This window comes from Pseudomonas sp. 86_A, assembly GCF_017491705.1.
In the GTDB taxonomy this organism is placed as follows: domain Bacteria; phylum Pseudomonadota; class Gammaproteobacteria; order Pseudomonadales; family Pseudomonadaceae; genus Aquipseudomonas; species Aquipseudomonas koreensis.
This window is the reverse complement of sequence record NZ_JAFGYS010000001.1, coordinates 273440-299810: the sequence shown is the minus strand read 5'-3', so window position 1 is coordinate 299810 and position 26371 is coordinate 273440. Positions and strand designations below refer to the sequence as shown.

Below are 26371 nucleotides of genomic sequence, written 5' to 3'. Positions count from 1 at the left end.
CAAGGCAGGTGCGCCATGAACAGGAACCTCGACGACTACAACCGCATGCGCGATTTCTCGGCGACCTCCGAACCCGCCGCCGTCAAGCGCCGTGGCCGCAGCAAGGCCACTGAACATGCGCTGCAGTTCTGCATCCAGAAGCACGACGCTTCGCACCTGCATTACGACTTTCGCCTTGAACTCGATGGCGCGCTGAAGAGCTGGGCGGTGCCCAAGGGGCCGTCGCTCGACCCCAAGGTCAAGCGTCTGGCGGTGCATGTCGAAGACCATCCGCTGGATTACGCCACGTTCGAGGGCAGCATTCCCGAAGGGCATTACGGCGCCGGCGATGTGATCGTTTGGGATCGTGGCGTGTGGATTCCGCAGGAAGACCCGGCCAAGGCCTACGCCAAGGGCAAACTCAAGTTCGAGTTGCAGGGTGAAAAACTGTCCGGGCTCTGGAACCTGGTGCGCACGCACATGCCGGGCAAGAAGGAGAACTGGTTTCTGATCAAGCATCAGGACAGCGCCGCGCGCCCGCAAGACGATTACGACGTGTTGAGTGCAGAGCCGAACAGCGTGCTCAGCGAGCGCACCTTGATCAGCCAACCGAGGCTCGCCGCCGAGCAAGCCAAACCGCTGAAAAAAGCCCCGGCCAAACCGCGCAAAGCGGCGTCCGGCACGCTCACCGGTGCGCGCAAGGCCAAACTTCCGGCACAACTCAAGCCGCAGCTGGCGACTCTGGTCGACAGCGCACCTGGGGGGCAGTGGAGCTACGAGATCAAGTTCGACGGCTACCGGATCATGGCGCGCATTGATCACGGCGAGGTGCAGCTGTTCACCCGCAACGGCCACGATTGGACGCACAAGCTGCCGCAACAAGCGCAGGCACTGGCCGAGTTGAGGCTGGAATCGGCGTGGCTGGACGGCGAAGTGGTGGTCACCAACGAACACGGTGTGCCGGACTTTCAGGCGCTGCAAAACGCCTTCGAAGCCGGGCGCAGCGGCAGCATCATGTTCTACCTGTTCGACATGCCGTATCTCAACGGCGTCGACCTGCGCGAAGTGCCGGTCGAGGAGCGCCGCGCGGCGCTGTCCACGGTGCTCGGCGGGCATGAGCAGCCGTTGCTGCGCTTTTCCGAAGCCTTCGACGAAACCCCGGACGCGCTGCTCAATAGTGCCTGCCAGATGCAGATGGAAGGGCTGATCGGCAAACGCCTCGGCTCGCCCTACGTGTCGCGGCGCAGCGGTGACTGGATCAAGCTCAAGTGCAAACATCGGCAGGAGTTCGTGGTTGTCGGCTACACCGATCCGAAAGGCGCGCGCAGTGCGTTCGGCGCGTTGCTGCTGGGCCTGCACGATCGCGACAGCGGCGAGTTGCGCTACGCCGGCAAGGTCGGCACCGGGTTTAACGAAACGACGCTGAAAAGCATCCTCGCCCAGCTCAAGCCGTTGCAGGTGAAGAAGGCCGTCGTGGTCAATCCGCCGAGCGGCTTCGACGCCAAAGGCGTGCACTGGCTCAAGCCGAGCCTGTTGGCGGAAGTGGCGTTCGCCGAGATGACCAAGGACGGCTCGGTGCGCCACGCCGTGTTCCATGGTTTGCGCAATGACAAACCGGCCAAGGCCATTACCGAGGAGCGAGCGACCCCCGTGAAGACGTCAGCCAAAGCCAGTCCAGCGAAGAAAGCAGCTCCATCAAAAAAAGCCGCTTCATCTGCGACGAAAGCCGAGGCGGCGCCGTCGCAGCTTGGCCTCGCCAGCGGCAAAGTGCGCATCACCCATCCCGACCGGGTGATTGATGCGGTCAGCGGCACCACCAAGATGCAACTGGCCGAGTATTACGCCAGCGTCGCCGAGTGGATCCTGCCGCAACTCAAGGAGCGCCCGGTGGCGCTGGTGCGAGCGCCGGACGGCATCGCCGGCGAACTGTTCTTTCAGAAAAACGCCGAGCGCCTGGCCATCCCCGGCATCACCACGCTGGACAAGGACGTCACCGGCCAACCGGTGATGCTGATCAACAACGCCGAAGCGCTGATTGGCGCGGTGCAGATGAGCACGGTGGAACTGCACACCTGGAACGCCACGACGGTCGATCTGGAAAAACCCGACCGCTTCGTTCTCGATCTTGACCCCGACCCTGCGCTGCCGTGGAAAAGCATGGTCGAGGCCACCGCGCTGACTCTGACCGTGCTCGATGAACTGGGGCTCAAGGCCTTTCTCAAAACCAGTGGCGGCAAGGGCATTCACCTGGTGGTGCCGTTGACCCGCAAGCATGGCTGGGACGAGGTCAAGGACTTCAGCCATGCGATCGTCAGTCACATGGCCAAGCTGTTGCCCGAACGGTTTTCCGCAGTGTCCGGGCCGAAAAATCGCGTGGGGCGAATCTTCATCGATTACCTGCGCAACGGTCTGGGCGCCACCACCATTTGTGCCTACGCGGCGCGCACCCGCGAAGGGTTACCGGTGTCGGTGCCGTTGTTTCGTGAAGAAGTGGGGGAAATCAAGGGTGGCAATCAGTGGAACATCAGCAACGTCCATGAGCGCCTGAACGAGGTCGGCGACGCGCCATGGGCCGATATGAAGAAAACCCGCCAGAGCATCACCGCAGAGATGCGCAAGCGGGTTGGCATGAAGAAATGATCAGGTGTCGCGCAGCAAGTCGTGGGCGTTGAGCAGTTCGAAGGCAATTTTCGGTTGATTGTTCAGCCCTCGACGAATGGCCGCCGGGATGGCTTTGCGTGTCTTGCGGCACAGCCCCGGCAGTTCCTCGATCTGAATCTCGATACCCAGCATGCTGCGCACCTCATGAAACCCCGGGGCGACTTCCACGCGCATGCCCAACTGCTCGTACATACGCGTTTGCAGATGCCGCAGATCGGCGAGGTCTTTGAGTTGCTCAAGACGTGCGAGGAGGATTTTTTCCTGGTCGCGGGTCAGACGCAGGATGCGCAAGTCCGTGCCGGGCGTTTCCAGCAACGATTCGCGCCCGCAATCGCAGGCGCCGGGCGGGCAGGGTGAGCGCAAAGGCGCCACAGGCGCAAGAGTCGTCATGGCCTCCATCATAGAGGCCGTCAGACCGTTTTGCCTATGCGCCTTCGGCAGCCGTCCATCGGCCGCCGCCTGCGTGACCGTTACTGATTCAGACCTTCGTAATGCACCAGAATCGCATTGGCGAGGTCTTCATCGCTGGCGTTCAGCCCAGGATTGTCGTGGCGCACCTGTTGCAGCACCGATTCAAGATAAACCCCACGGATGGCACCGCCGCTGGCGACAAACGCAGACAGGTCGTCACGGGCCGGAATCACCATTTTGTGATCCTTGAAGGTCGAGTACAGCGAAGCCGAAACGCCCGCCGAGGTGGCGACGTCTCCGGCATCAACACGAGCCAGGGCCGAGCCGACAGGAAGGCAGAGCAGGAGAGAAGAAACGAGCACTAACTTGCGCATGACGGTGTTCCTCCACAAGCGCGAAGCAAAAAGGAAGGACTGCATAATGTGAGAGGGGCGCTGCGTGTCGGAGTTCCATCGATGCTGAAGGATACTTGCTGAAGCGCTCGGCTGCGGCGCGTTTGCACAAATAGGCTTAACTGAAACCTCACAGGCGCATTCACGCGAGCCTCAGGAGGAACCCACGGTGTCAATCAAATTGCGTTTGTTGTTGCTGATTGCAACCAGTCTGCTGACAGCGCTGATCGTGAGTCTGGTCAGCTACGTGGGGAATACGCGCATGTCCGGCGCGGTAAACGACAACGCGGTGAGCATGACCGCGCTGCGCAATCACATGGAAGCCGACATGATGCACGATGCGCTGCGCGCCGATGTGTACTCGGCGCTGCTGGTGGGCCTGGGTAAAAGCACCGGCACGGCGGCCGAGGTGCGGGATTCGATCAACGAGCACGCGACACACTTTCGCGAAGTGCTGGATGAAAACCTCAAACTGCCGGTCAATCCGCCGCTCAAGACGGCGTTGGAGCAGATCAAACCCAGCCTGGACACCTACATTGAGGCGGCCGAGCGCATCGTCGGCCTGGCACTGGACAACCCGGACAGTGCGCAACGGGAATTGGGCACGTTCAACGCCGCGTTCAGTCGGCTCGAAGAGCAAATGGCGGCCCTCAGCGAGTTGATCGAAAGCAACACCCGCGACACCCGTCAAGCCACCGAAAGCGCGATCCGCAATGCCAACATCGCCCTCGCCGTGGTGTTGCTCGCCAGCCTGTTGCTGTTGTTGGCGCAAGGACGCTGGGTGACCCGCAGCATCATGGGGCCGCTGAAGTCCGCCAACCACATTGCCCAAAGCATCGCCCACGGCAACCTCAGCGAGCCGATCAGCGAACCTGCGGGCAAGGACGAAGCCAGTACGCTGATCCGCAGCCTGGCAACCATGCAACGCGACCTGCGCAACATGATCGATGTGGTGCGGCGCAACGCCCACGGCGTCAGCGGCATGAGCGAGCAACTGAGCCACGGCTGCCATCAGGTGGCCGACAGCAGTCAGCAGCAAAGCGTCGCCGCCGGCACCATGGCCGCCGCTGCCAGCCAGATGACCGCCAGCATCGAGGAAATCACCCGCCATGCTGAACGCGCGCTGAGCATGGCCAATCAGGCCGAGGCGCTGGCCAAGAGCGGCGGGCAAGTGATCCATCAGGTGGTCAGCGACATGGATGACATCGCCCGCTCGGCGCAGCAATCGGCACAGGTGATCCGCACGCTGGATCAGGAATCCGAAGGCATCTTCAACATCATTCAGGTGATCAAGAGCATTGCCGACCAGACCAATCTGCTGGCGCTCAACGCCGCTATCGAAGCGGCACGGGCCGGCGAGCAGGGCAGGGGCTTTGCGGTGGTCGCCGACGAAGTGCGCAGCCTGGCCGCCCGCACCAGCGCCTCAACCCAGGAAATCGCTGCCATGGTCGCGCGCATCCAGCACAGCACCCGCGAGGCGGTCAGCAGCATGGAGGCCGGCGTGGCCCAAGTCGACAAGGGCATGGCGGTGACGGCCGAAGTGGAACGGGCGATCCGCGAAATCCTCGACGCCACCCTCAGCACCACACAACTGGTCAACGACATCACTCGCACCATCGGCGAGCAAAGCCAGGCCAGCAACGAGATTGCCCATCAGGTGGAAATGATCGCCGGGATGTCCGAGGGCAACAGCAAGGTGATCGGGCAGACGGCCAATACCACGGATGAGCTGTCGAGTCTGGCGGGGGCGTTGGCGCTGTCGGTGGATCGGTTTCGGCTGTAAGGGCATGGTTGGAGCCCGGCCGGATGTGGTGTCCGGTCTGCCGTTATCGCGAGCAGGCTCGCTCCCACTTTGGAATGCATTTCCCCCGTGGGAGCGAGCCTGCTCGCGAAAAGGCCGGTCCTGGCCTGCACATTTTGCTAAAAGCCTTCAGCAAGCCGCTATTGAGGTCATGTTCAGCCCGGATCGGCCGATAAACGCCCAGAGCGGAAAAAGACTCTCAAGTCGGGAACAGACGCGCGGGTTTGCCCTGACGTGATATTCTTCGCGCCAACTTGGTTTGACCTAATTCGGTCTGCCTGCCTTTTGGCGGGCTGACGGGATCCCTGTCGCTCAAGTAGCTGAAGCCAATAATGATAAAAAGTCAGTTCAGAAGGGACATTAACTGAGGTCGATGCGGTACATCGGCCTTGTGTGCCCACCCGTCAAAATTGCAGTGTGAAGGTGCCCGCGACCCTGGCCTGAGTGTCGCGACAAAAGGCCCTCATACCCACAACAGCGGCGGGCGGAAGGCGTTTTATCATAGGTGCAACGGATGTTTAAGAAAGTGAACACAGCCTTGCTCGGGCTGGCTTTGGCGATGGGGATGTCGTCCGCCAATGCTGCAGAAGCAAAGAAAGTTGACGTCCTGCTGATCGGCGGCGGCATCATGAGCACCACCCTGGGTGTGTGGATCAATGAGCTGGAACCGAGCTGGTCGATGGAAATGGTCGAGCGCCTTGATGGCGTCGCCCTGGAAAGCTCCAACGGCTGGAACAACGCCGGTACCGGTCACTCGGCGCTGGCCGAGCTGAACTACACCCCGGAAGACGACAAGGGCAACGTAACGATCCCGAAAGCCGTCGAGATCAACGAAGCGTTCCAGGTGTCCCGTCAGTTCTGGGCCTGGCAGGTTCAGCAAGGCGTTCTGAAGAACCCTCGCTCGTTCATCAACACCACGCCGCACATGAGCTTCGTGTGGGGTGATGACAACATCAAGTTCCTGAAAAAGCGCTACGAAGCCCTGCAAGCGAGCCCGCTGTTTGCCGGCATGCAGTACTCCGAAGACCCGGCTGTGATCAAGAAGTGGGTCCCGCTGATGATGGAAGGGCGTGACCCGAACCAGAAAATCGCGGCCACCTGGAGCCCGCTGGGTACCGACATGAACTTCGGCGAAATTACCCGCCAGTTCGCCGGTTACCTGCAGACCAAGCCTAACTTCGACCTGAAACTGTCGAGCGAAGTCGAAGACATCACCAAGAACGCCGACGGCACCTGGCGCGTCAGCTACAAAAACCTGAAAGACGGCACCAAGACCGAAACCGACGCCAAGTTCGTGTTCATCGGCGCCGGTGGCGGCGCTCTGCACCTGCTGCAGAAGTCGGGCATTCCTGAAGCCAAGGAATATGCTGGCTTCCCGGTAGGCGGCTCGTTCCTGGTGACCGATAACCCGGCCATCGCCGAGCAGCACCTGGCCAAGGCCTACGGTAAAGCCTCGGTTGGCGCACCGCCAATGTCGGTTCCGCACCTGGACACCCGTGTTCTGGATGGCAAGCGCGTCATTCTGTTTGGCCCATTCGCGACCTTCAGCACCAAGTTCCTGAAAGAAGGCTCTTACCTGGACCTGCTGACCAGCACCACCACCCACAACATCTGGCCGATGACCAAGGTCGGCATCAAGGAATACCCGCTGGTCGAGTACCTGGCCGGTCAACTGATGCTGTCGGATGAAGACCGTCTGAACGCGCTGAAGGAATACTTCCCGAACGCCAAAGCCGAAGACTGGCGCCTGTGGCAAGCCGGCCAACGCGTGCAAATCATCAAGCGTGATGAAGCCGCTGGCGGCGTGCTGAAACTGGGCACCGAAATCGTTGCTGCACAAGACGGCTCCATCGCCGGCCTGCTGGGCGCATCGCCAGGCGCGTCGACCGCTGCACCGATCATGCTGAGCGTGCTGCAGAAAGTCTTCAAAGACAAAGTCGCGACCCCTGAGTGGCAAGCCAAGCTGCACCAGATCGTTCCAAGCTACGGCACCCAGCTGAACAGCGATCCGGCCAAAGTGGCACAAGAGTGGGCGTACACCGCCAAGATCCTCGAACTGCCAACGCCGCCGGTCATCGGTCAGGCTGCTCCGGCTGCACCAGCATCTGAAAAAGCTGAAGCACCGAAGGAAAACGCTGCACGTGACATGGCGCTGTAACTAGACGCCAGATACACAAAAGCCCACTGAACCGGCAACGGTCAGTGGGCTTTTTTTGAGCAATACAAATCAGTATCGATCTGTGCCAATTCACCCGTTCAAGGGAGTCTCCTATCGGCTATTTGTCACAGAAACATTGTCCATATGCGCGATAAGTATTCGCCTTTCTTCATGGATAGATAGGATCGTGCATATACCATTGTGAATAAACTGCATCACTTCCTGTCCTGTTGCCTCTGTCTTTTTTACAAGCTTCGCAAATACAGTAGAATTTGTGTTCCTTAGGTAATGGGCTCCCTTTGAGTTCATTTGGGGAGCCCGGGCTGCCTGCGGGTATCGATACGCCTGGCACCTGACTTTTTCCAACTTGGTCTTTGAATACCATTTTCATCTCTCCTTGTTTGTAGGCATCAATCATCTGACGAGAACCCGCATGTGCAGCGAATCCCAATGATTGAACCTCAGGTTAATCATCCTTCCTTTTTTATTAACCTGTAAAATCTGACAGTTCTTTATATTTTTTTTTCATTTCCGAATTAAGAATGAAAAGGTATCGGATATAAGTTTTTTAAAATATTTCATTAAATAGCCCACTAAACCAGTCACGGATCAGTGGTATTTGTTTCGCCGCCGTTTCTAAGCGGGCTTGGTGCTCACCAGATAGGCGCCAAGCCGCCGGCCCATCTCTTCGCCGAGGGCCTGCAACCCACTCAACGGGCGCACCATCACCTCAAACTCGACAATCTTCCCGGCCTCATCGAAGCGAATCATGTCGATCCCCTTCAACTCCTTCGCCCCCACCCTGGCACTGAACTCCAGCACCACATTCAAACCGTCGGCAGTCACCAGTTCGCGGTGGTATTTGAAATCTTCGAACACGTCGAACACGGTGTTGAGGATCATCGTCACCACTGGCGCACCGGGGTAGGGGGTGTGGGCCATGGGCGAGCGGAACACCGCGTTCGGCTCGAGCAGTTCGGGCAAGGCTTTGAGGTTGCCGGTACGGATCATCTCGTGCCAGTGCTTCAGGGATTCGGCGGCGTTGGGGTGCAGGTTCAGTTCGGACATTGACCACTCCTGGGATTGTTGTTGTTCTTCACGCGACGGCAATCACTCTAGTTCAAAGAGGCGGATCACGAACCTTTGTGTGCTGATCTGAATACCGGGCTATGGGCAGAGCGGATCAGATGGGCATCTGATCCGTATTTTTCTCTTGGATCTGCCTCTGTAACCGGTTCAGTCAGGCGCTCAGAATACCCCTGCAAATTCGGTCACTCGCGGCAGTGCTTCATCCCGAAGCGCCCGGTGCACCGCAAGCTCAGCATTAAGGAGAGCAGCATGAACAAGATGGCGATTTTCCTGGGTGGGTTTCTGACATTGACCATTCTGATCGGGATGCTGGCGACGATTTCTCCGGTTTGACGGGTAGCCTGAAGAAAACCCACCCACCCAAGTAACCGGTATCAGCCCTCCCTGAAGTGCCGACCTTCGGGAAACTCTGGGAGGCTGATCCCGGCAGAAATCCGCAGGCTCGCCCCTGTGTTTTCGCAGACACCGGACAACAGGCCGGTGCGAGCCCGCTGGCGAAAGGGCCCGCCGCTTCACTGCAAAAATCATGGCGCGCCAAACAGCATTGTCCAGTAAACCCCTTCATCACTGCGCGCCTCGCTGGCAAACCCGGCCCCCACCTGGGTAAACATCGGGTTCATCAAATTCGCACAATGCCCCGGACTGGCCAGCCATCCGGCCATGGCTTTGCCCGGTGAACTCTGCCCGGCGGCGATGTTTTCACCAATCTGTCGGCCCCGATAACCCGCTGCCCGGGCGCGATCTGCGGGCAGATCTCCATCAGGATCGCGGTGCGCGAAGTAGTTGCCGTAAGCCATGGCCTTACTGTGGCCCTGAGCCGCCGCGCCCAATGCGGCGTTCCAGCTCAACGGCCTCGCGGCGGCGAAACGCTGGCGCCCGCACATCCTTGGGCGCGCGCGGGCGGCGTTGACCTCGGCGAGCAGCGCTTGGCCGACGTTGCGGGTGTCGCCGACATGACTGTCGAGCACCGGTCGGGCCAGCACCACTTGCCATTCACCGCGGGAACGGCTGACGCCAATGTCGGCGTATTGGGCGTCGAGCAGCGCGGTGCAGTGGCTGTCTTGCAGCTGTTCAAAGGCTTCTTCGGCATCCCCGGCACCGATGATGCGGATACTGCGTACCGCCACTGCCGCATAACCCGCGGACTTCAACGTCTCGCGCAAGCCACCGCCGTAGCCATAGCCGATCGGCAGCGCCAGATTCGATTTCAACGACAGTGGCGCCAGACGTTGCGCCGGCCGACGATCGCAGCGTTGCGGATGGGCGCGGTAGTCGTTGATGGCGGCCACCAGTTGCCGCTCCTCGCTGGCGTGAGCGGTCTCGGTGAACAGTGGGGAAAGGATCAGCAGGCACAACGAAACGAAGCGGTATGGGCGAACGGTGTGGCGCATGGGACGGCAAGCTCTGGGAAAAGGACAGTGCTGAAGTGGGCGACCGCAGGGTGCGGCGCCACTAGGACTGGGCTTTTGAGACTTGGTTCATGCTGGCCAAAAGGCTTTTTTGCTGGGTTGATGAAGGGCGGGCCTGAATGTTGTGTTGCATGGACTGGCGCCTTCGCGAGCAGGCTCGCTCCCACAGGGAGCACGCATTGCCAAGGTGAGAGCGAGCCTGCTCGCGAAGCGGCCAGTCCAGGCAATGCAATAAACAGACATCAGCGATTGAGCACATCCCCCATCCACTGCAGATACTGCTCCCGCTCGGAAATCGAGTTATGCCCCGCGTCCGGCACCACCCGCAGCGTCGCCACGCCTTTGGGGAAATGCGCCAGCAGCCGCTGCGTGCTGTCCCGTGGAATCACTTGGTCATCGCTGGCCGCCAGCAGCAACGTCGGCACCTGGATGTGCGCGGCATAGCGGCCCGACTCGAAACGGTCCTTGAGCATCCACTGCACCGGCAGCCACGGGTATTGGCGAACGGCGATTTCTTCGAGGCTGTTGTACGGCGTCACCAGAATCAGCCGGCTCGCTGGACGCTGACTTGCCAGCCGTACCGCCACCCCGGATCCCAGGCTGCGCCCGATCACGGCAATCTGCGGATGGCTGGCGTACACCCGGTCGAACAGGGCCAGTGCATCTTCGGCGATCGCTTCCTCCGAGGGCGCGCCGCCGCTGCCGCCAAACCCCCGGTAGTTCATCAGGAACACTGCGTAATCGGGAAAGGCCTGGCTGAACGACGGCAGGTTGCGCGACACGTCCTCGGCGTTGCCGCCAAAGTAGATCAGCGCCTTTGGCCCGGCGCGTTCGCGAACGCTCACCCAGACATCGGCATCCGGCATCGACAGTTTCAGCCGCGAATCCGGCGTGGCGACGGCGCTCTCGGTCTGCGGGAAATAGATCAGCGAGCGCTGAAACACGAACACCGCCGCACACAGCGCCAGGTACAGCGCGACAATCAATGCGACGAGTGACAGGACGGTTCGGGACATTCGGCTAACTTTAACGGGACGCGCAGGTGCGTAAAGGCAGTGTAGTTCAGCGATAGGTGCTGATCGCCATGCCACACACCCTGCAACAGATCCACGCAGCAGGAGCACCGGCATGCGCCACACTGAGGGTTACTCGCGGCGCCGCCTGCTCACGCTGGCTGCCGGGGTTTCGGCGGTTTTCACTTTGCACCGGGCGTTGGCCACCGCCACCTCGCCGAACACTTCAGGAGGCCAGACCATGCAGACCCGCGCCATCCCTTCCAGCGCCGAATTGCTGCCCATGGTGGGCCTGGGCACTTATCGCGGCTTTGATGTCGCGCCGGGCGATCCGGCTTACAAGCCATTGCCGGCGGTGCTCGACGAGCTGTTCAGAAAGGGTGGCACGCTGATCGACAGCTCACCGATGTACGGCCGTGCCGAGCAAACCACCGGCGAGCTGCTGTCGATCCACGAACCGCGTTCCCCCGCGTTTCTGGCGACCAAGGTCTGGACCCGCGGGCGCGAGGAGGGCATCGCGCAGATGGAACACTCCTTCCGCCTGCTGCGCACCGAGCGCATCGACCTGATGCAGATTCACAATCTGCTGGACTGGCAGAGCCATCTGCCGACCCTGCGCGAATGGAAAGAACAGGGACGCATCCGCTACATCGGCATCAGCCATTACACGTCTTCGGCCTACGACGAAGTCGAAGCGCTGCTCAAGGCCGAACCGCTCGACTTCCTGCAAATCAACTACGCCCTCGATGATCGCAGCGTGGAAAAACGCATTCTGCCGCTGTGCCGTGATCGTGGAGTGGCGGTGATCTGCAATCGGCCGTTCGGTGGAGGCGGGTTGCTCGCGCGGCTCAAGGGCAAACCGTTGCCGGCCTGGGTCTCGGACGTTCAAGTCAACAGCTGGCCGCAACTGGCGCTGAAATACCTGCTGGCGAACCCGGCGGTGACCTGCGTGATTCCCGGCACCGGCAATCCGCGCTACATGGCGGATAACGCCGGCGCCGGGTTCGGGCCGATGCTCACCGATGCGCAGCGGTATCAGTTGATTGAGTGGGTAAAATAACAGGCCGCACCACGGCCCTCTCAGGAGCGAGCAACGTCGGTTTTTGCACAGATTATGCCGGGTTAAGCGTCCTGTTATTTCCAAACCCTCTAAGCAACTGTCAGATATGACAGTTGGCGAAGCCGTTGCTGCGAACAATCATGGAGATCCACGTTTCGATAGGGAAGAACCTCCATGAACCGGGTCTGCCGGATGTTGACCGGCGTTGTCGCGGCCTGGCTGTTGGCGGCCTCCATGAGTGCCTGCGCAGAGACAGCGGAGTACATCTGTCTGGGATATGAGCGCGGACAAGAGGCAACGGTGATCGCCAGTTCGACAGCGGAAGCCGTCGCGCTGGCCAAATCTTACTGGCGCAGTGCCGGGTGTTATAAAAAGTGATCGGCGCGATCAGTGGCGGTAGCGCAACGCCTCCAGCAACAAGGCAAACGCCGGTGCGGCCTGCCGCCGGCTCGGGTAGTACAGGTGATAACCGGCAAACGTCGGGCACCAGTCTGCCAGCACTTGCACCAGACGCCCGTCGGCCAGGTGCGGGGCAACGATGTTTTCCGGGATGTAGCTGAGGCCGAAACCGTCCAGCGCGGCGTCGAGCAGCGGGTAGACGCCATTCAGGGTGACTTGCCCGGACACCCGCACCTTGAGGCTTTCGCCGTCCTTCTCGAACTCCCAGGTGTACAGCCCGCCGTTAGTGGGCAGGCGCAGGTTGTTGCAGGCGTGGGCGGTCAGGTCTCGCGGCGTCTCCGGCCGGGTACGGCTGGTGAAGTAAGCCGGAGAGCCGACCACCGCCATGCGCATGTCCGGGCCGATGCGGGTGGCGATCATGCCTTGCGCGACGTCTTCGCCCAGGCGGATGCCGGCGTCGAAACCTTGCCCGGCAATGTCGACGAAACCGTAGTCGCAGATCACCTCCACGGCGATGTCCGGGTATTTCGGCAGAAACTCCTTGAGCACCGGCCTCAGCAGCCAGTTCAACGAATGGTCGGTGGCGCTGATGCGGATGCGGCCGGCCGGGGTTTCGCGCAGGTTGCTCAGGGCCGCCAATTCGACTTCGATCTCTTCGAAACGCGGGCCGATGGTCTGCAGCAAATGTTCGCCGGCCTCGGTCGGGGAGACGCTGCGGGTGGTACGGGTCAGCAGGCGCAGCCCCAGGCGCGCTTCGAGGGCGCGAATGGTATGGCTGAGCGCCGATTGCGAGACGCCAAGTTTGGCCGCCGCTTTGGTGAAACTGCGCTCGCGGGCCACGGCGAGGAAGGCGAGCAGGTCACTGGCGTTTTCTCGAAGCATTGATGAGTGTCCTGCATAAGTTTTTTCGAATTCTAGTCGATTATCTGAACAGTACGGCTCGCTAAAGTGCTGGAAGTTTTCCTGTAGGAGCTGCCGCAGGCTCGGGCCGCGTTCGGACGATCTTTTGACTTTGTTTTCAGGATCAAGATCAAAGATCGCAGCCTGCGGCAGCTCCTACAGGGAGGTCTCTTACAGATTTGGAGTCTTGTGATGAATTCAGTTGCTGCCAATGCGCCGTTCTCAGGCGTCACCGTCACCGCCAATGGTTCACAACCCTCGGCCAAAGGCCCGGCGGACTGGTTCACCGGCACCGTGCGTGTCGATGCGCCGTTCAAGGGCAGCGATGCCGCGCGTGTCAGCGGCGCCACGGTGACATTCGAGCCGGGCGCACGTACCGCGTGGCACAGTCATCCGTTGGGTCAGACGCTGATCGTCACCGCCGGTTCAGGTTTTGTGCAGGAATGGGGTCAGCCGGTTCGCGAAATCCGCCCCGGCGATACCGTGTGGATCGCGCCGCAAGTGAAGCACTGGCACGGCGCCGCGCCGACCACGGCGATGACGCACATTGCGATTGCCGAAGTGCTGGATGGCGAAGTGGTGGAGTGGCTGGAGCAGGTAAGCGCGGCGCAATACCCGCACTGATCCCTGTAGGAGCTGCCGCAGGCTGCGATCTTTTGCGCTTGTTTGAAGAAGCTAAAGTCAAAAGATCGTCCGAACGCGGCCCGAGCCTGCGGCAGCTCCTACAGGGGGGGAATCAGGTCATCGGCGGCAAAGAATCGAGAACCTTGTCCAGCGTAATCGGATACTCGCGCACCCGCGCCCCGGTGGCGTTGTAGATCGCATTCGCCACTGCCGCACTCACGCCGCAAATCCCCAGTTCCCCCACACCCTTGGCTTTCATCGGCGACGAAATCGGATCGGTCTCGTCGAGGAATACCACCTCCTGATGGGGGATGTCGGCATGCACCGGCACCTCGTACCCGGCCAGGTCGTGGTTGACGAAAAAGCCCAGCCGCTTATCCACCGCCAGCTCCTCCATCAACGCCGCGCCGACGCCCATGGTCATCGCCCCGATGACCTGACTGCGCGCCGCTTTCGGGTTGAGAATCCGTCCCGCCGCGCACACCGCGAGCATGCGCCGCACGCGGACTTCACCGGTTGCCGCGTCCACCGCCACTTCGACAAAATGCGCACCGAAGGTCGACTGCTGATACTGCTTGGCGAGGTCGGCGAACTCGATGCTGTCCTCGACCTCGACAGCGCCATCTTTCGCGGCATCACGCAGCGGCAGAGTCTTGCCACCGGCACGCACCTGACCGTCGACAAACTCGACATCGCTGCCGCTCAAGCCGAGTTTGCCGGCCACCGCTTCGCGCAGTTTCATGCACGCGGCATACACCCCGGCGGTCGAGCAGTTGGCGCCGAACTGGCCGCCGGAGCCGGATGACACCGGGAACGTTGAATCACCCAGGCGCACGCTGACATCCGCCAGTTGCACGCCCATCATCTCGGCCGCTGTCTGGGCGATGATGGTGTAGCTGCCGGTGCCGATGTCGGTCATGTCGGTTTCCACCGTGACCTTGCCGTCGCGCTCCAGGCGTACCCGGGCGCCGGACTTCAACAGCAAATTGTTGCGGATCGCGGCGGCGACCCCCATGCCGATCAGCCAGCGACCTTCGCGACGGCTGCCGGGTGTGGCGTTGCGCTGGTTCCAGCCGAATTTTTCGGCGCCGGTCTGCAGGCATTCGATCAGGCGCCGCTGCGAGAACGGGCGCTCGGTTTTCACCGGATCGACCTGGGTGTCGTTGAGAATGCGGAACTGGATCGGGTCGAGCTTGAGCTGCTCGGCCATCTCGTCCATGGCGATTTCCAGCGCCATCAAGCCCGGCGCCTCACCTGGCGCGCGCATCGAGTTGCCTTCGGGTAGGTCCAGCGGTGACAGACGCATGGTCACCCGGCGGTTTTCTGCGGCATAGAGCAACTGACTCGGCTGCGCCGCGACTTCGACCTTGCCGTCCTTGAGGTTGCCCGACCAGCCTTCGTGGGCGATGGCGCTGAGCTTGCCGTCCGCCGTGGCACCCAAGCGAATGCGCTGGATTGTGGCCGGGCGGTGGGTGGTGTTGTTGGCCATTTGCGGGCGGGCGAGGGCGACTTTCACCGGGCGGTTGGCCAGGCGCGCGCCGAGGGCGGCGAGGATCGCGTCGGCGCGGATAAACAGTTTGCCGCCGAAGCCTCCACCAATGTACGGCGAGACCAGGCGTACGTTTTCCTTGGGCAGGCCAAGGGTGGTGGCGATGTCGCCGACGCTCCAGGCGATCATCTGGTTGGAGGTCCACAAGGTCAGATGATCACCTTTCCACGCCGCCAGTGTGGCGTGCGGCTCCATCATCGCGTGGGACTGATCGGGGGTGGTGTAGGTCTGGTCGAATTGCACCGGCGCGGCGGCGAACGCCTTGTCGAAGTCGCCGTGGGTGACGTCGGGCAGTTCTTCTTTGTCTTCGACACCCTGGTCGCGCACGCTGGCCAGATCGAACTCGCCTTTGGCTGCGACGTAATCCACCTTGACCAGTTGCGCCGCAGCACGGGCCTGTTCAAAAGTCTCGGCGACCACCAGCGCCACGGCCTGATGATAGTGCTGCACTTCGGGCCCGGCGAGCAGCGGCGCCGAGTTGTATTTGCCCTTGCCGAGCTTGCCGGCATTGGCGGCGGTGACAATCGCCAGCACACCCGGTGCGGCTTCGGCCGCGTCGAGATCAATGTGGCTGATACGGCCCTTGGCGATCGCCGAGCCGACCATGAAACCGTAGGCCTGATGCTCAACCGCGTGGTGCTGCTCATAGGCATAGGGTGCCTGGCCGCTGGTTTTCAGCGGGCCTTCAACGCGGTCGGTGGGTTTGCCGATGACCTTCAATTGATCGATCGGGTTGGTGGTGGCGGGCGTGTCGAACTTCATGCTTCATCCCTCGCTTGCGCCAACACCGAGCCGAGCGTGCGCTCGACCAGGGTCAGTTTGAATTGGTTGTCATGGGTTGGCGTGGCACCGTCGAGCAGGCGCTGGCTCACGGCTTTTGCGCCGTTGGGCAGCAACGCGTCGGCGTCTTCGACCCGCCATGGTTTCGGCGCAATGCCGCCCACCGCCACGCGACCGCTGCCGTCCTTTTGCAGGATCAACCCGACCGATACCAGGGCAAAGGCATACGACGAACGATCGCGCACCTTGTGATAAATGTGCGTGCCGCCGACCGGGGCGGGCAGGGTCACCGAAGTGATGAACTCGCCGGGGGTGAGGCTGGTTTCGATGTTCGGCGTGTTGCCCGGGAGCTGATGGAAATCGGCGATGGCGATGCTGCGTGTGCTGCCATCGGGTTTGACCGTTTCAACCTGCGCATCGAGCGCGCGCATGGCAATCGCCATGTCGCTGGGGTGGGTGGCGATGCAGGCGTCGCTGACGCCGATCAGCCCCAGTTGCCGACTGACCCCGCCAATCGCCGCGCATCCGCTGCCGGGCTGGCGCTTGTTGCACGCCTGATTGACGTCATAGAAGTACGGGCAACGGGTGCGTTGCAGCAGGTTGCCGGCGGTGCTCGCCATGTTGCGCAACTGGCCGGAAGCCCCGGCGAGCAAGGCGCGAGAGAGCAACGCGTAGTCTTTGCGCACGCGGCTGTCGGCGGCCAGATCGGTGTTGCGCACCAGTGCACCGATGCGCAATCCGCCTTCGGGTGTGGCTTCGATTTGATCGAGGCCCAGGTGGTTGACGTCGATCAGGTGCAGCGGGGTTTCGATGTCGAGTTTCATCAGGTCCAGCAGGTTGGTGCCGCCGGCGATGAACTTGGCGCCTTCGACTTGCGCCGCCAGCGCTGCGGCTGCGGCGGGGGAATCGGCGCGGCTGTAATTGAACGGCCTCATGCCGGCACCTCCGCAACTTCAGTGATGGCTTCGATGATGTTGGAATAGGCGCCGCAGCGGCAGATGTTGCCGCTCATGCGCTCCTGGAATTCGCTGGCAATCAGTTGCGGTGCGTCGGTCAGGCTGGGGCTGACGTGGCTGGGAATGCCCTCGCGGATTTCCTTGAGCACGGATACCGCCGAGCAGATCTGCCCCGGCGTGCAATAGCCGCACTGGTAGCCGTCGTGCTTGATGAACGCAGCCTGCATCGGGTGCAAGTTGTCGGGCATGCCGAGGCCTTCGATGGTGGTGATCTCACGGCCTTCGTGCATCACCGCCAGGGTCAGGCAGGCATTGATCCGGCGGCCATCGGCGATGACGGTGCAGGCGCCGCACTGGCCATGGTCGCAGCCTTTTTTGCTGCCGGTCAGTTGCAGGTGCTCGCGCAGGGCATCGAGCAGGGTGGTACGGTTGTCGACTTCAAGGGCTCGGGGTTTACCGTTGACGTTGATCGTTACTTTGGCCATGGCCGGTTGCTCCAGACTGGCCGCGTAGGCCTTGAGGCTAATAAAAGGCGGCATTGCAAACGCAGTGGCGGTCACGGCACCGAGGATCAGGAATCTTCGTCGGGAAATCGTCATGCTTCGATTCCTCTCTGGCTTAATCAGGACGGCAGGGATAGAAAGGCCCAATCGGGCGCGCCGGCATGCTTGCCGGTCTCGTTCTTGGAATGACCTGCGCGGAGGGGAAAAGGTTTTTGCGGATTTGCGCTATAGAGTTATGCGCATGGCTCATCAATCTGCTGAGTGGCGCTGAGCTAAATGTGGGTGGGGCGGTGCGACGATTCGACTGGCTCCCGAAGGCGGTGGGTCAGGTCGTCTCTGGTCGAATGACATGGCGCTTTCGCGAGCAGGCTCGCTCCCACAACGCACACGCGTTCCGACTGTGGGAGCGAGCCTGCTCGCGAAGAGGACGTTACGACCGACTCAATGCCCGCCGACCACCATATGCGTAAACGGCGCCACGTACGCCTGCAACGTCACCAGCCCGCCCACCAGCGTCGCCAGCACAATCGAGTGGAAGAACACGTAGCGCAGAATCTCGCCCTCATGCCCATACCAGCGGGTGGCGGTGGAGGCGACCACGATCGATTGCGCATCGACCATCTTGCCCATCACCCCGCCGGAACTGTTGGCCGCCGCCATCAGGATCGGGCTGATGCCCAGCTGTTCCGAGGTCACCCGTTGCAGCCCGCCGAACAACACGTTCGAGGCCGTGTCCGAGCCGGTCAACGCCACGCCGAGCCAGCCGAGCAGGGTGCCGAACATCGGGTAGAACACCCCGGTCGCGGCAAACGCCAGACCCATGGTTGCATCCAGCCCCGAGTAGCGCGTGAGGAACCCCAGCGCGAGCATCGCGGCAATGGTGATCAGCGAAAACCGCACCACCCACAGCGTGCGCAGGTATTGCTTGAGCAACTGCGGGATCGAGTAGCCCATCAGCAGCCCGCCGACAATCGCCGCCAGCAGAATGCCGCTGCCGGTGGCGGTGAACCAGGTGAACTTGTAGATCGCCTCTTCGGCTTTCGGCGCCGGGACCACAGGCGGGACTTTCTGCACTTGCAGGTGCAGGGTGGTGAAGGTCAGCGCCGGCGAAAAAATCGGGTTGGCCTCGTTGAGCGGTTTGCCTTGCGGATCGAGTTTCACCGAGTGGGTCACCGGGTCCAGCGCCGGGCGCACGTCGAAAATGTTCTTGAAACCCTGGGTGCCCCAGGCAAACACGAACACGGTGAGGATGATCCATGGCATCCACGCGCGCATCACTGCGGGGCGCGCCTGATCACTGAAGGCAGCGCTGGCGGTGACTTTTTCTTCCTCGACCCGCGAGTTGTCGACGCGCCCCGACAGCGCGGCCGAGGTGTACACCGTCGCCGGTTTCCAGACCCGCAGAAACAGGGTCAGACAAGCCATGGAAATCAGTGCGGCGATCACGTCCACCAGCATCGGCCCGTGGTAGTTCGAGATGAGGAACTGCGGCACCGCGAAGCTGACCCCGGCCACCAGAATCGCCGGCCAGATTTCCAGCATCTTGCGCCATCCGGCAAACGCCCAGATCAACCAGAACGGCACCAGCACCGAGAAAAACGGCAGCTGCCGACCGACCATCATCGACAGTTCCATTTCATCCAGGCCGGTGACCTTGGCCAGGGTGATGATCGGCGTGCCGAGCGCGCCGAATGCCACCGGGGCGGTGTTGGCAATCAACGCCAGACCCGACGCGGCCAACGGCGAAAACCCGAGGCCGATCAGAATCGCCCCGGTCACGGCCACGGGCGTGCCGAACCCGGCCGCCCCTTCGAAAAACGCACCGAAGCAGAAAGCGATCAGCAATAACTGCAAACGCCGGTCATCGGTGATGCGTGCGAGGGAATCCTGCAGCACTTTGAACGAGCCGTTCTCGGTGGTCAGGCGGTGCAGAAAGATGATGTTGAGCACGATCCAGCCGATCGGCAGCAAGCCGTTGGCCGCACCGAACAGCGCTGCCGAACCGGCCATGCTCGCCGGCATGCCGAAGGCGAAGATCGAGATCAGCAGCGCCGATGCCAAGGCGAGCAGGGCGGCCAGATGCGCCTTTACGTGAAAGAACGCCAGCGCCGCGAGCATCACCACCACCGGAACGGCGGCCATGAGCGTGGAGATCACCGGATTGCCGAACGGGTCGTAGATTTGCTGCCAGACCATGGTCCACCTCTGCTTGTTGTTATCGAGGCGCAGGTCCGTTGCGTCGGGGGTGATAACCAGCAGTATAGGTGGCATTTCGCCGCCGTCCGGGTGCGGACGGCGGGCCGATCAACGGTCGTGGCCGGTCAGTGAATCCAGGTCCGTTTGTTGGGTGGTTTCAGGGGCTGCGTTCGCGCAACGGGAACGTCCTCGGCAATTAAAAATGAGCGCTCGCCCGGACGCTGGAATGCGCAGGCGCAGAGGCCTCGAGATCCAGCAAATGGGTGGCGAGTATGTCGCTCAGAAAGCGGAACTGATCGTTGATGCCGACCACTTCATTGCTGAAGTGATTGCTCGCGGCGGGCATCAGCACATCGTCGAAATCTTCGTTGAACACCAGCGCCTGCGCTTTGCGCGACACCACGTGCTGTTGGTAATAGTTGCTGCCAAACACCGGGAAACTGACGGAGAGTGTGATGGGGCGAATCATGATGGGTACTCCTCGTTGCGTCTCGGATGGGGTAATCGTGCCTCTGCCGGGCGGCGGGCGGAAGGCAATCGTGGCGATGGTGAATATCGACGGCGTTGATGGTTGAGACAGCGGGTGAACTCACTGCCCTTATCGCTGGCAAGCCAGCTCCCACAGAGATCTCCAGTGCGCACATATTTGATGAGCATCCGAAGAACCTGTGGGAGCTGGCTCGCCAGCGATGGCGGCGGCACATCCAGCCTCCCGGAAACTGACACACCTATACTCAATGCTGTCTCCCTCCATTCAAGGACGCCACCACCGTGAACCTGCGTGCGCTGAGCCTTGCCGCACTGTTTCTGCTGGCGGGCTGCGCCTCCTCGGCCCGGGCCCCGGTGGCGCCGCCGGCCGTGGTGGTGTCGCCGGCGACCTGGCAACAGATCGACCGCGACATCGTCAGCGCCTCGCAACAGTCCACCGAGCAGGTCAAGGTATTTGCCCGTGGCTCGATGGAACATTGGCGCACTCGCGTCTATCAGCAAACTGAAGAAAATTTCATCCCGTGGTTCAGCAGCTACTGGACCCAGGAATGGCTGTCGATGAAGGTCAGTTGGTACACGATCAACGCCGGCGGCGAGCAGGATGCGTCGGCCAAGCGTCTGGCGAGCTATCTGCTTGAGCAATATCAGGAAAGGGTGTTGGCGCCGGTGGCGGTGGAGATCGATCCGGACGCGATTCTCGGCCAGGCCACGGCGTTTTATGCGCAACTGATGGCGCAGCAGATGCCGCTCATCGCCCAGCGTTACGGCGTGCCGCTGGCTCAGCTTAACGGGCGTCTGCAAAAGGTTCCGGCCATCGCCCTCGGGCCGCCGCCGGCGCGGGATGCGTCGCTGTATCAGATCATCAGCACCGAACCGCTGAACACCTTGCCGGCGTACGCCGCGCTGATCGACAAGATCCACACCGAGGGCGGCAGCAAGGGGATCGCCTCGACCGACGCCGGCATGGCCCCGGTGGCCAAACGCGCCAGTCAGCGGATGGAAGCCGAAATGGCCCCGCGCGGCGCGGCCAGTGCCGTGGCGGCTGCGGCGGGCAAGCTGGTCGGCGGGGTGATCTCGATCGGCGTGGCGGGCATCCGCGCGATCCTCCAGGCCAATGACCGGCCCGACAGCGAAGCGCTGATCCGCAGCAGCCTGGGCGGCACCTTCGACAAGGCCTGGGCGAAATTACTGCAGAACCCGAATACCGGGGTCATGGCCGCTACGCTGCACATCGCCGGGCAGGTCGAAGGCCGTCTCGGCGGGGGCGAGCAACCGCCGGTCGGGTTGGGGGTGAATCGTGTCGAGTGGCGGCCGCCGCAATCGACTACTCAGCAGATCGAACCCAACGTGCAAGGAGAGTGATCATGGCTTACATCGATATTTTTGTGGCACCCGTGCCGAATGCCAATCGCGAACAGTACAAAAAACACTGTGAGATCGCCGCCAGGTTGTTCAAGGAATACGGGGCAAAGGACGTGGTTCAGTGCTGGGGCGATGACGTGCCGGACGGCAAAGTGACGTCATTCCCGATGGCGGTAAAACTCAAGGAAGGCGAGACGGTTTCGTCCGGCTGGCTGATCTGGCCAGACAAAGCCACCCGCGATGCCGGCATGGCCAAAATGATGGAAGACCCGCGCATGCAACCGGACGTCAACCCGATGGGGTTTGATGGTCAGCGCATGATCTTTGGTGGCTTCAAGAACATTCTTGAATCCTGATGCCTGCACAAATCTCTTGTAGGAGTGAGCCTGCTCGCGATGGCGTCTGCTGGTACAAAACCTGAGTGCCGGACCGACCGCCTTCGCGAGCAGGCTCGCTCCCACATGGGCTGTGGTCACTCTGCCGAGGGCGTGATCCGGCAGCCCTTGCGGTTGCGAATCTGCTCGTCCGTCGGCCGTTCGCGGACGAATTCGAAACGCGGTTCTCCTTCGCTGTAATGCACCAGCCAGCCCCATTCCAGCTCGGTTTCATCCTGCCCGGGGTTGGGTGGTCTGGCCCACCACGGTTCTTTGCTGAGGATCTCGCGCATGGCGGCCTCCGGTTCGATGGCAATCCTTGAACTATAGCCGGGTGTCGCGAGTCGTCAGGGAAGGCTGTGTAGAATCGGCCGATCGACGAGCGAAGGAGCAGGGCCATGACCGATGATGCGCGCAGGGATGAACCGTTCAAGCGACTGTTTTTCGCCCTCGACTGCCCGCCACCCCAACGCAAGGCCATTGCTCAGTGGCGTGGCGATCTGCGGTTGCGCACCGGTAAACCGGTGCCGGCGGATAACTTTCACCTGACGCTGCTGTTTCTCGGTGCCGTGCCGCTGGCGCAGATCAATGAAGTCTGCGAGGCCGCGAGCAACGTGCGCACGCCGGGTGAAACGTTAAGGATTGCGCTGGATCGCCTGCAGGTCTGGCATCGGGCCGGGATCCTGTCCCTGGCACCCGAGCAGGCGCCGCCGGCGTTGTTGAGCCTGGTGTATGCGCTGGAACAGGCGATGCTGCCGTTCGGCTTCGAAGCGTCGCCGCGCGAATTTCGCCCGCACCTGACCCTGGCCCGGGACTACCGCGCAGCGGAGCCGGAATCCGCCACACCGGCGGAATTCTTCCTGCGCGCTGAACGCTTTGCCTTGTTCGAATCGCACAAGGGTCACTATCGGATTCTGCAGGATTGGCCGCTGAATTGAGTGCACAAAAAAAGGCGCCCGAGGGCGCCTGAAATTCACCTGAGCCGAGGGAGCCAGGTGAGGCCGTTCATTGCAGGGTGCAGCGGTGGTAAGGCGCTGCGTGAACGGGAAACCATTAAGTGGCTTGAGCTCTGCACATTCGGGGTTTGGCTCTGTTTGAATCTGATCTCAAATCCCTGTGGGAGCTGGCTTGCCAGCGATGGGGTCAGGACATCCTGCATCATTGTTGTCTGACCCACCGCCATCGCTGGCAAGCCAGCTCCCACAGGTTTTCCGGTGTGTTCAATTAAAGTCCTGTCGGTTTACTTACCGAGCTTCACCCGGGTCCAGCCACGGGTCATGATCCGCTGCGTGGCAATCGGCTGATCCGGCACTGCGTACAGCGTCGCCATCACCGCTTGCGACGGGTACGAGCCCGGATCGTTGCGGATCGCTTCGTCCACCAGCGGCGTCGCCGCCGAGTTGGCGTTGCTGTAGCCGTTGCTGTTGGTGATCTCGGCAATGATGTCCGGGCGCATCAGGAAGTTCATGAACCGGTAGGCGTTGTCGACGTTGGCGGCATCGCGCGGGATGGCGACCATGTCGTAGAAACTGCCGGCACCTTCCTTCGGAATGCTGTAATCGATCTGCACTTTGTTGCCGGCTTCCACAGCGCGGGCCTTGGCCTGCAGCACGTCACCGGAATAACCGACCGCCACGCAGATGTTGCCGTTGGCCAGGTCCGAGATGTACTTCGAGGAATGGAAGTACGCCACGTACGGGCGGATCTTCATGAACAGCGCTTCGGCTTCGAGGATGTGCGCCTTGTCCTTGTCGTTCACCGGATAGCCCAGGTAGTGCAGGGCGGCCGGGATCATTTCGGTCGGCGAGTCGAGGAAGCTGATGCCGCAGGCTTTGAGTTTTTCCGCGTTTTCCGGCTTGAACAGCAAGTCCCAGGAGTTGGTCGGGGCATTGGCGCCGAGCACTTCCTTGACCTTGGCCGGGTTGAAACCGATGCCGATCGAGCCCCACATGTACGGGAACGCGTGAGCGTTGTCCGGATCACTGGCGGAGGCGTTTTTCAGCAGCACCGGGTTGAGATTCTTCCAGTTCGACAGCTTCGATTTGTCGAGCGGCTGATAGACCCCGGCCTTGATCTGCTTGGCCAGGAAACTGTTGGACGGCACGACAATGTCGTAACCGGATTTGCCCGCCAGCAAACGCGCCTCGAGGGTCTCGTTGCTGTCGAACACGTCGTAGGTCACCTGGATGCCGGTCTCGTCTTCGAACTTCTTGACGGTGTCCGGCGCGATGTAATCGGACCAGTTGTAAACACGCAGCACCTTGTCGTTGGCCTGGACGCCCGTGGCGATTGCGCCCATTAAGGACAGTGTCAGCAGAGTCCTGCCAAACATTTTCATCGGTACAACTCCATTCTTTTTATTCAAAAACACAACACAAAACCTGATGTACACACAGCTCTGTGGCGAGGGAGCTTGCTCCCGCTTGAGCGCGCAGCGCTCACAAGCTTTTGGGTCTGCTGCGCAGTCCAGCGGGAGCAAGCTCCCTCGCCACAAGAGCAATCTTGCATTAAGCAGTCGCTGCGGATCGCTGAGGCTGCCACGACTCATTCGCCGTCTGATCCATCGCTTCCTGGATCGCCTTCTTGCGGTTGGCTTCTGCCTTGCGGCCGAAGTACCAGACCAGGAAGGTCACCAGCGACACCGCCAGCAGAATCAGGCTCGCCACGGCGTTGATCTCAGGCTTCACGCCCAGGCGCACCGCGGAGAACACTTCCATTGGCAGCGTGGTCGAGCCCGGGCCGGAAACGAAGCTCGCCAGCACCAAGTCATCCAGCGACAGGGCGAACGACATCATCCCGCCCGCTGCCAGCGACGGCGCGATCATCGGAATGGTGATCAGGAAAAACACCTTGAACGGCTTGGCCCCCAGATCCATCGCGGCTTCTTCGATCGACAGATCCAGTTCACGCAGGCGGGCGGAGACTACCACCGCCACATAAGCGGCACAAAACGTGGTGTGGGCGATCCAGATGGTGACGATGCCGCGCTCCTGTGGCCAGCCGATCAGTTGTGCCATCGCCACGAACAGCAGCAACAGCGACAGACCGGTGATCACTTCCGGCATCACCAGCGGCGCGGTGACCAGGCCACCGAACAGGGTGCGGCCCTTGAAGCGCGTCACCCGAGTCAGAACGAAGGCGGCGAGGGTGCCCAGTGCAACGGCGGCAATCGCGGTGTAGCAGGCGATTTCCAGCGAGCGCACGACCGAGCCCATCAGTTGCGTGTTGTCGAGCAGGCCGACGTACCACTTCACCGACCAGCCGCCCCACACCGTCACCAGTTTCGAGGCGTTGAACGAGTAGATCACCAGGATCAGCATCGGCAGATAAATGAACATCAGGCCGAAGATCAACATGAACTTGGAAAAACCGAAGCGTTTCATCCCCGTGCCTCCATCTCTTTGGCCTGGCTGCGGTTGAACAGCAGAATCGGCACAATCAGGATCAACAGCATCACCACTGCCAGGGCGGATGCCACTGGCCAGTCGCGGTTATTGAAGAACTCTTGCCACAGCACGCGACCGATCATCAGCGTCTCCGGACCACCCAGCAGTTCCGGAATCACGAACTCGCCAACCACCGGAATGAACACCAGCATGCAACCGGCGATGATCCCGTTCTTGGCCAGCGGCACGGTGATTTTCCAGAAGTTGTTGAAGTTGCTCGAGCCCAGGTCCGACGCGGCTTCCAGCAGGCTGCCGTCGTGCTTCACCAGGTTGGCGTACAGGGGCAGCACCATGAACGGCAGATACGCGTAGACCACGCCGATGTACACAGCCGTGTTGGTGTTGAGGATCTCGATCGGGTGATCGGTCAGCCCCGTCCACATCAGAAATGCGTTAAGCAGACCGTTGTTGCTGAGGATGCCCATCCACGCGTAAACGCGGATCAGGATCGCGGTCCAGGTCGGCATCATGATCAACAGCAGCAGGACGTTTTGCGCTTCCTTGCTCGCTTTGGTGATCGCATAGGCCATCGGGAAACCGATCACCAGGCACATCATCGTGCTCAGCGCCGCGACCTTCAGCGAACCGAGGTAGGCCGACAGGTACAGCTCGTCTTCGCCGAGCATGGTGTAGTTACCGATGTTCAGCATCAGCTGGAATTTCTGTTCGGCGTAGGTGTAGATCTCCGAGTACGGCGGGATCGCCAGCGCGGCTTCCGAGAAGCTGATCTTCATCACCAGGAAGAACGGCAGCATGAAGAACAGGAACAGCCAGATGAACGGGATGCCGATGACGAACTTTCGCCCGCTGGGCACCAGGC

At 61.4% G+C, this 26371-nt stretch carries 24 protein-coding genes; 9 read left to right on the top strand and 15 right to left on the bottom strand.

Features of this window, described 5'->3' with window-relative positions; genetic code table 11:
- Positions 1–15: 15 nt before the first annotated feature.
- Positions 16–2619: a DNA ligase D gene (gene ligD / locus J5M57_RS01385; protein ID WP_207849874.1), complete on the top strand. Its 2604-nt coding sequence runs from the start codon at positions 16–18 to the stop codon at positions 2617–2619.
- Here the strand turns inward: ligD and J5M57_RS01380 are convergent, their stop codons facing one another.
- Both J5M57_RS01380 and J5M57_RS01375 read right to left on the bottom strand, forming a co-directional pair.
- A complete protein-coding gene (locus J5M57_RS01380; protein ID WP_243435279.1) occupies positions 2620–3030 on the bottom strand; it encodes a hypothetical protein in 411 nt (136 codons plus the stop codon).
- Positions 3031–3110: 80 nt separating this feature from the next.
- Positions 3111–3425 carry a DUF2388 domain-containing protein gene (locus J5M57_RS01375; protein ID WP_025111286.1) on the bottom strand — a complete coding sequence of 105 codons (315 nt, stop codon included), beginning with the start codon at positions 3423–3425 and terminating at the stop codon, positions 3111–3113.
- A gap of 187 nt (positions 3426–3612) precedes the next feature.
- On the opposite strand from J5M57_RS01375, the gene J5M57_RS01370 reads away from it, so the two are divergent.
- Together J5M57_RS01370 and mqo are read left to right on the top strand one after the other, a co-directional pair.
- Complete coding sequence (locus tag J5M57_RS01370) at positions 3613–5226, top strand: methyl-accepting chemotaxis protein (protein WP_207849872.1); 1614 nt, start codon at positions 3613–3615, stop codon at positions 5224–5226.
- Between the two features lie 532 nt (positions 5227–5758).
- Positions 5759–7402 (top strand): malate dehydrogenase (quinone), encoded by a 1644-nt coding sequence (gene mqo, locus J5M57_RS01365; protein ID WP_207849871.1) that lies wholly within the window; start codon positions 5759–5761, stop codon positions 7400–7402.
- Between the two features lie 636 nt (positions 7403–8038).
- Here mqo and J5M57_RS01360 read toward each other — a convergent pair.
- From J5M57_RS01360 to J5M57_RS01350, 3 genes are all read right to left on the bottom strand, one after another.
- On the bottom strand, positions 8039–8470 hold the full coding sequence (locus J5M57_RS01360) for a nuclear transport factor 2 family protein (RefSeq protein ID WP_207849870.1): 432 nt from the start codon (positions 8468–8470) through the stop codon (positions 8039–8041).
- Between the two features lie 545 nt (positions 8471–9015).
- A complete protein-coding gene (locus J5M57_RS01355) occupies positions 9016–9882 on the bottom strand; it encodes a CAP domain-containing protein (RefSeq protein ID WP_207849869.1) in 867 nt (288 codons plus the stop codon).
- A 260-nt stretch (positions 9883–10142) separates the two neighbouring features.
- Positions 10143–10916, bottom strand: coding sequence for an alpha/beta fold hydrolase (locus tag J5M57_RS01350; protein WP_207849868.1), 774 nt, complete (start codon positions 10914–10916; stop codon positions 10143–10145).
- Positions 10917–11028: 112 nt separating this feature from the next.
- On the opposite strand from J5M57_RS01350, the gene J5M57_RS01345 reads away from it, so the two are divergent.
- Entirely contained in the window at positions 11029–11973 is a 945-nt protein-coding gene (locus tag J5M57_RS01345; protein WP_207849867.1) for an aldo/keto reductase, read from the top strand.
- Positions 11974–12147: 174 nt separating this feature from the next.
- A complete protein-coding gene (locus J5M57_RS01340; RefSeq protein ID WP_207849866.1) occupies positions 12148–12351 on the top strand; it encodes a hypothetical protein in 204 nt (67 codons plus the stop codon).
- Between the two features lie 9 nt (positions 12352–12360).
- Here J5M57_RS01340 and J5M57_RS01335 read toward each other — a convergent pair whose 3' ends face one another.
- Positions 12361–13254 carry a LysR family transcriptional regulator gene (locus tag J5M57_RS01335; RefSeq protein WP_207849865.1) on the bottom strand — a complete coding sequence of 298 codons (894 nt, stop codon included), beginning with the start codon at positions 13252–13254 and terminating at the stop codon, positions 12361–12363.
- 210 nt (positions 13255–13464) lie between these two features.
- Between J5M57_RS01335 and J5M57_RS01330 the strand changes: the two genes are divergently transcribed.
- The gene (locus tag J5M57_RS01330) at positions 13465–13896 is read left to right on the top strand and encodes a cupin domain-containing protein (RefSeq protein ID WP_207849864.1); all 432 of its coding nucleotides are present in this window, start codon (positions 13465–13467) and stop codon (positions 13894–13896) included.
- A 112-nt stretch (positions 13897–14008) separates the two neighbouring features.
- Here the strand turns inward: J5M57_RS01330 and paoC are convergent, their stop codons facing one another.
- The 5 genes from paoC to J5M57_RS01305 form a co-directional block, all read right to left on the bottom strand.
- Positions 14009–16207 (bottom strand): aldehyde oxidoreductase molybdenum-binding subunit PaoC, encoded by a 2199-nt coding sequence (gene paoC / locus J5M57_RS01325; RefSeq protein ID WP_207849863.1) that lies wholly within the window; start codon positions 16205–16207, stop codon positions 14009–14011.
- Positions 16204–17160 (bottom strand): xanthine dehydrogenase family protein subunit M, encoded by a 957-nt coding sequence (locus tag J5M57_RS01320; protein WP_169841316.1) that lies wholly within the window; start codon positions 17158–17160, stop codon positions 16204–16206. The genes paoC and J5M57_RS01320 overlap by 4 nt, the downstream gene beginning before the upstream one ends.
- A complete protein-coding gene (gene paoA / locus J5M57_RS01315; RefSeq protein ID WP_268241012.1) occupies positions 17157–17804 on the bottom strand; it encodes an aldehyde dehydrogenase iron-sulfur subunit PaoA in 648 nt (215 codons plus the stop codon). The genes J5M57_RS01320 and paoA overlap by 4 nt, the downstream gene beginning before the upstream one ends.
- A 321-nt stretch (positions 17805–18125) precedes the next feature.
- Positions 18126–19880, bottom strand: coding sequence for an L-lactate permease (locus J5M57_RS01310; RefSeq protein ID WP_207849905.1), 1755 nt, complete (start codon positions 19878–19880; stop codon positions 18126–18128).
- 196 nt (positions 19881–20076) lie between these two features.
- On the bottom strand, positions 20077–20349 hold the full coding sequence (locus J5M57_RS01305) for a hypothetical protein (RefSeq protein ID WP_207849862.1): 273 nt from the start codon (positions 20347–20349) through the stop codon (positions 20077–20079).
- A 302-nt stretch (positions 20350–20651) separates the two neighbouring features.
- Between J5M57_RS01305 and J5M57_RS01300 the strand changes: the two genes are divergently transcribed.
- Both J5M57_RS01300 and J5M57_RS01295 read left to right on the top strand, forming a co-directional pair.
- Positions 20652–21731, top strand: coding sequence for a hypothetical protein (locus tag J5M57_RS01300; protein WP_207849861.1), 1080 nt, complete (start codon positions 20652–20654; stop codon positions 21729–21731).
- A gap of 2 nt (positions 21732–21733) precedes the next feature.
- Entirely contained in the window at positions 21734–22087 is a 354-nt protein-coding gene (locus tag J5M57_RS01295; protein WP_064588048.1) for a DUF1428 domain-containing protein, read from the top strand.
- A 116-nt stretch (positions 22088–22203) separates the two neighbouring features.
- Here the strand turns inward: J5M57_RS01295 and J5M57_RS01290 are convergent, their stop codons facing one another.
- Complete coding sequence (locus J5M57_RS01290; protein ID WP_150605187.1) at positions 22204–22398, bottom strand: hypothetical protein; 195 nt, start codon at positions 22396–22398, stop codon at positions 22204–22206.
- A gap of 105 nt (positions 22399–22503) precedes the next feature.
- Here J5M57_RS01290 and thpR point away from each other — a divergent pair, with 105 nt between their 5' ends.
- Positions 22504–23043: an RNA 2',3'-cyclic phosphodiesterase gene (gene thpR / locus J5M57_RS01285; protein ID WP_207849860.1), complete on the top strand. Its 540-nt coding sequence runs from the start codon at positions 22504–22506 to the stop codon at positions 23041–23043.
- Between the two features lie 302 nt (positions 23044–23345).
- Here the strand turns inward: thpR and J5M57_RS01280 are convergent, their stop codons facing one another.
- The 3 genes from J5M57_RS01280 to J5M57_RS01270 all read right to left on the bottom strand — a co-directional run bounded on the left by J5M57_RS01280 (position 23346) and on the right by J5M57_RS01270 (position 26366).
- Positions 23346–24443, bottom strand: coding sequence for a polyamine ABC transporter substrate-binding protein (locus J5M57_RS01280; RefSeq protein ID WP_083368726.1), 1098 nt, complete (start codon positions 24441–24443; stop codon positions 23346–23348).
- Between the two features lie 169 nt (positions 24444–24612).
- Positions 24613–25488, bottom strand: coding sequence for an ABC transporter permease subunit (locus J5M57_RS01275; protein WP_207849859.1), 876 nt, complete (start codon positions 25486–25488; stop codon positions 24613–24615).
- Complete coding sequence (locus J5M57_RS01270) at positions 25485–26366, bottom strand: ABC transporter permease subunit (protein ID WP_169841920.1); 882 nt, start codon at positions 26364–26366, stop codon at positions 25485–25487. Before J5M57_RS01270 ends, J5M57_RS01275 begins: the two co-directional genes overlap by 4 nt.
- Between the last annotated feature and the right edge of the window lie 5 nt (positions 26367–26371).

Excerpts from the sequence above, each read along its gene's own strand:
- J5M57_RS01350 (WP_207849868.1), bottom strand. The coding sequence starts at position 10,916 with ATGTCCCGAACCGTCCTGTCACTCGTCGCATTGATTGTCGCGCTGTAC.
- paoC (WP_207849863.1), bottom strand. The coding sequence starts at position 16,207 with ATGAAGTTCGACACGCCCGCCACCACCAACCCGATCGATCAATTGAAG.
- J5M57_RS01275 (WP_207849859.1), bottom strand. The coding sequence starts at position 25,488 with ATGAAACGCTTCGGTTTTTCCAAGTTCATGTTGATCTTCGGCCTGATG.
- J5M57_RS01280 (WP_083368726.1), bottom strand. The coding sequence starts at position 24,443 with ATGAAAATGTTTGGCAGGACTCTGCTGACACTGTCCTTAATGGGCGCA.
- mqo (WP_207849871.1), top strand. The coding sequence starts at position 5,759 with ATGTTTAAGAAAGTGAACACAGCCTTGCTCGGGCTGGCTTTGGCGATG.
- J5M57_RS01320 (WP_169841316.1), bottom strand. The coding sequence starts at position 17,160 with ATGAGGCCGTTCAATTACAGCCGCGCCGATTCCCCCGCCGCAGCCGCA.
- J5M57_RS01335 (WP_207849865.1), bottom strand. The coding sequence starts at position 13,254 with ATGCTTCGAGAAAACGCCAGTGACCTGCTCGCCTTCCTCGCCGTGGCC.
- J5M57_RS01375 (WP_025111286.1), bottom strand. The coding sequence starts at position 3,425 with ATGCGCAAGTTAGTGCTCGTTTCTTCTCTCCTGCTCTGCCTTCCTGTC.
- thpR (WP_207849860.1), top strand. The coding sequence starts at position 22,504 with ATGACCGATGATGCGCGCAGGGATGAACCGTTCAAGCGACTGTTTTTC.
- J5M57_RS01355 (WP_207849869.1), bottom strand. The coding sequence starts at position 9,882 with ATGCGCCACACCGTTCGCCCATACCGCTTCGTTTCGTTGTGCCTGCTG.
- J5M57_RS01345 (WP_207849867.1), top strand. The coding sequence starts at position 11,029 with ATGCGCCACACTGAGGGTTACTCGCGGCGCCGCCTGCTCACGCTGGCT.
- J5M57_RS01295 (WP_064588048.1), top strand. The coding sequence starts at position 21,734 with ATGGCTTACATCGATATTTTTGTGGCACCCGTGCCGAATGCCAATCGC.
- J5M57_RS01380 (WP_243435279.1), bottom strand. The coding sequence starts at position 3,030 with ATGACGACTCTTGCGCCTGTGGCGCCTTTGCGCTCACCCTGCCCGCCC.
- J5M57_RS01290 (WP_150605187.1), bottom strand. The coding sequence starts at position 22,398 with ATGCGCGAGATCCTCAGCAAAGAACCGTGGTGGGCCAGACCACCCAAC.
- J5M57_RS01305 (WP_207849862.1), bottom strand. The coding sequence starts at position 20,349 with ATGATTCGCCCCATCACACTCTCCGTCAGTTTCCCGGTGTTTGGCAGC.
- ligD (WP_207849874.1), top strand. The coding sequence starts at position 16 with ATGAACAGGAACCTCGACGACTACAACCGCATGCGCGATTTCTCGGCG.
- J5M57_RS01330 (WP_207849864.1), top strand. The coding sequence starts at position 13,465 with ATGAATTCAGTTGCTGCCAATGCGCCGTTCTCAGGCGTCACCGTCACC.
- J5M57_RS01310 (WP_207849905.1), bottom strand. The coding sequence starts at position 19,880 with ATGGTCTGGCAGCAAATCTACGACCCGTTCGGCAATCCGGTGATCTCC.
- J5M57_RS01360 (WP_207849870.1), bottom strand. The coding sequence starts at position 8,470 with ATGTCCGAACTGAACCTGCACCCCAACGCCGCCGAATCCCTGAAGCAC.
- J5M57_RS01340 (WP_207849866.1), top strand. The coding sequence starts at position 12,148 with ATGAACCGGGTCTGCCGGATGTTGACCGGCGTTGTCGCGGCCTGGCTG.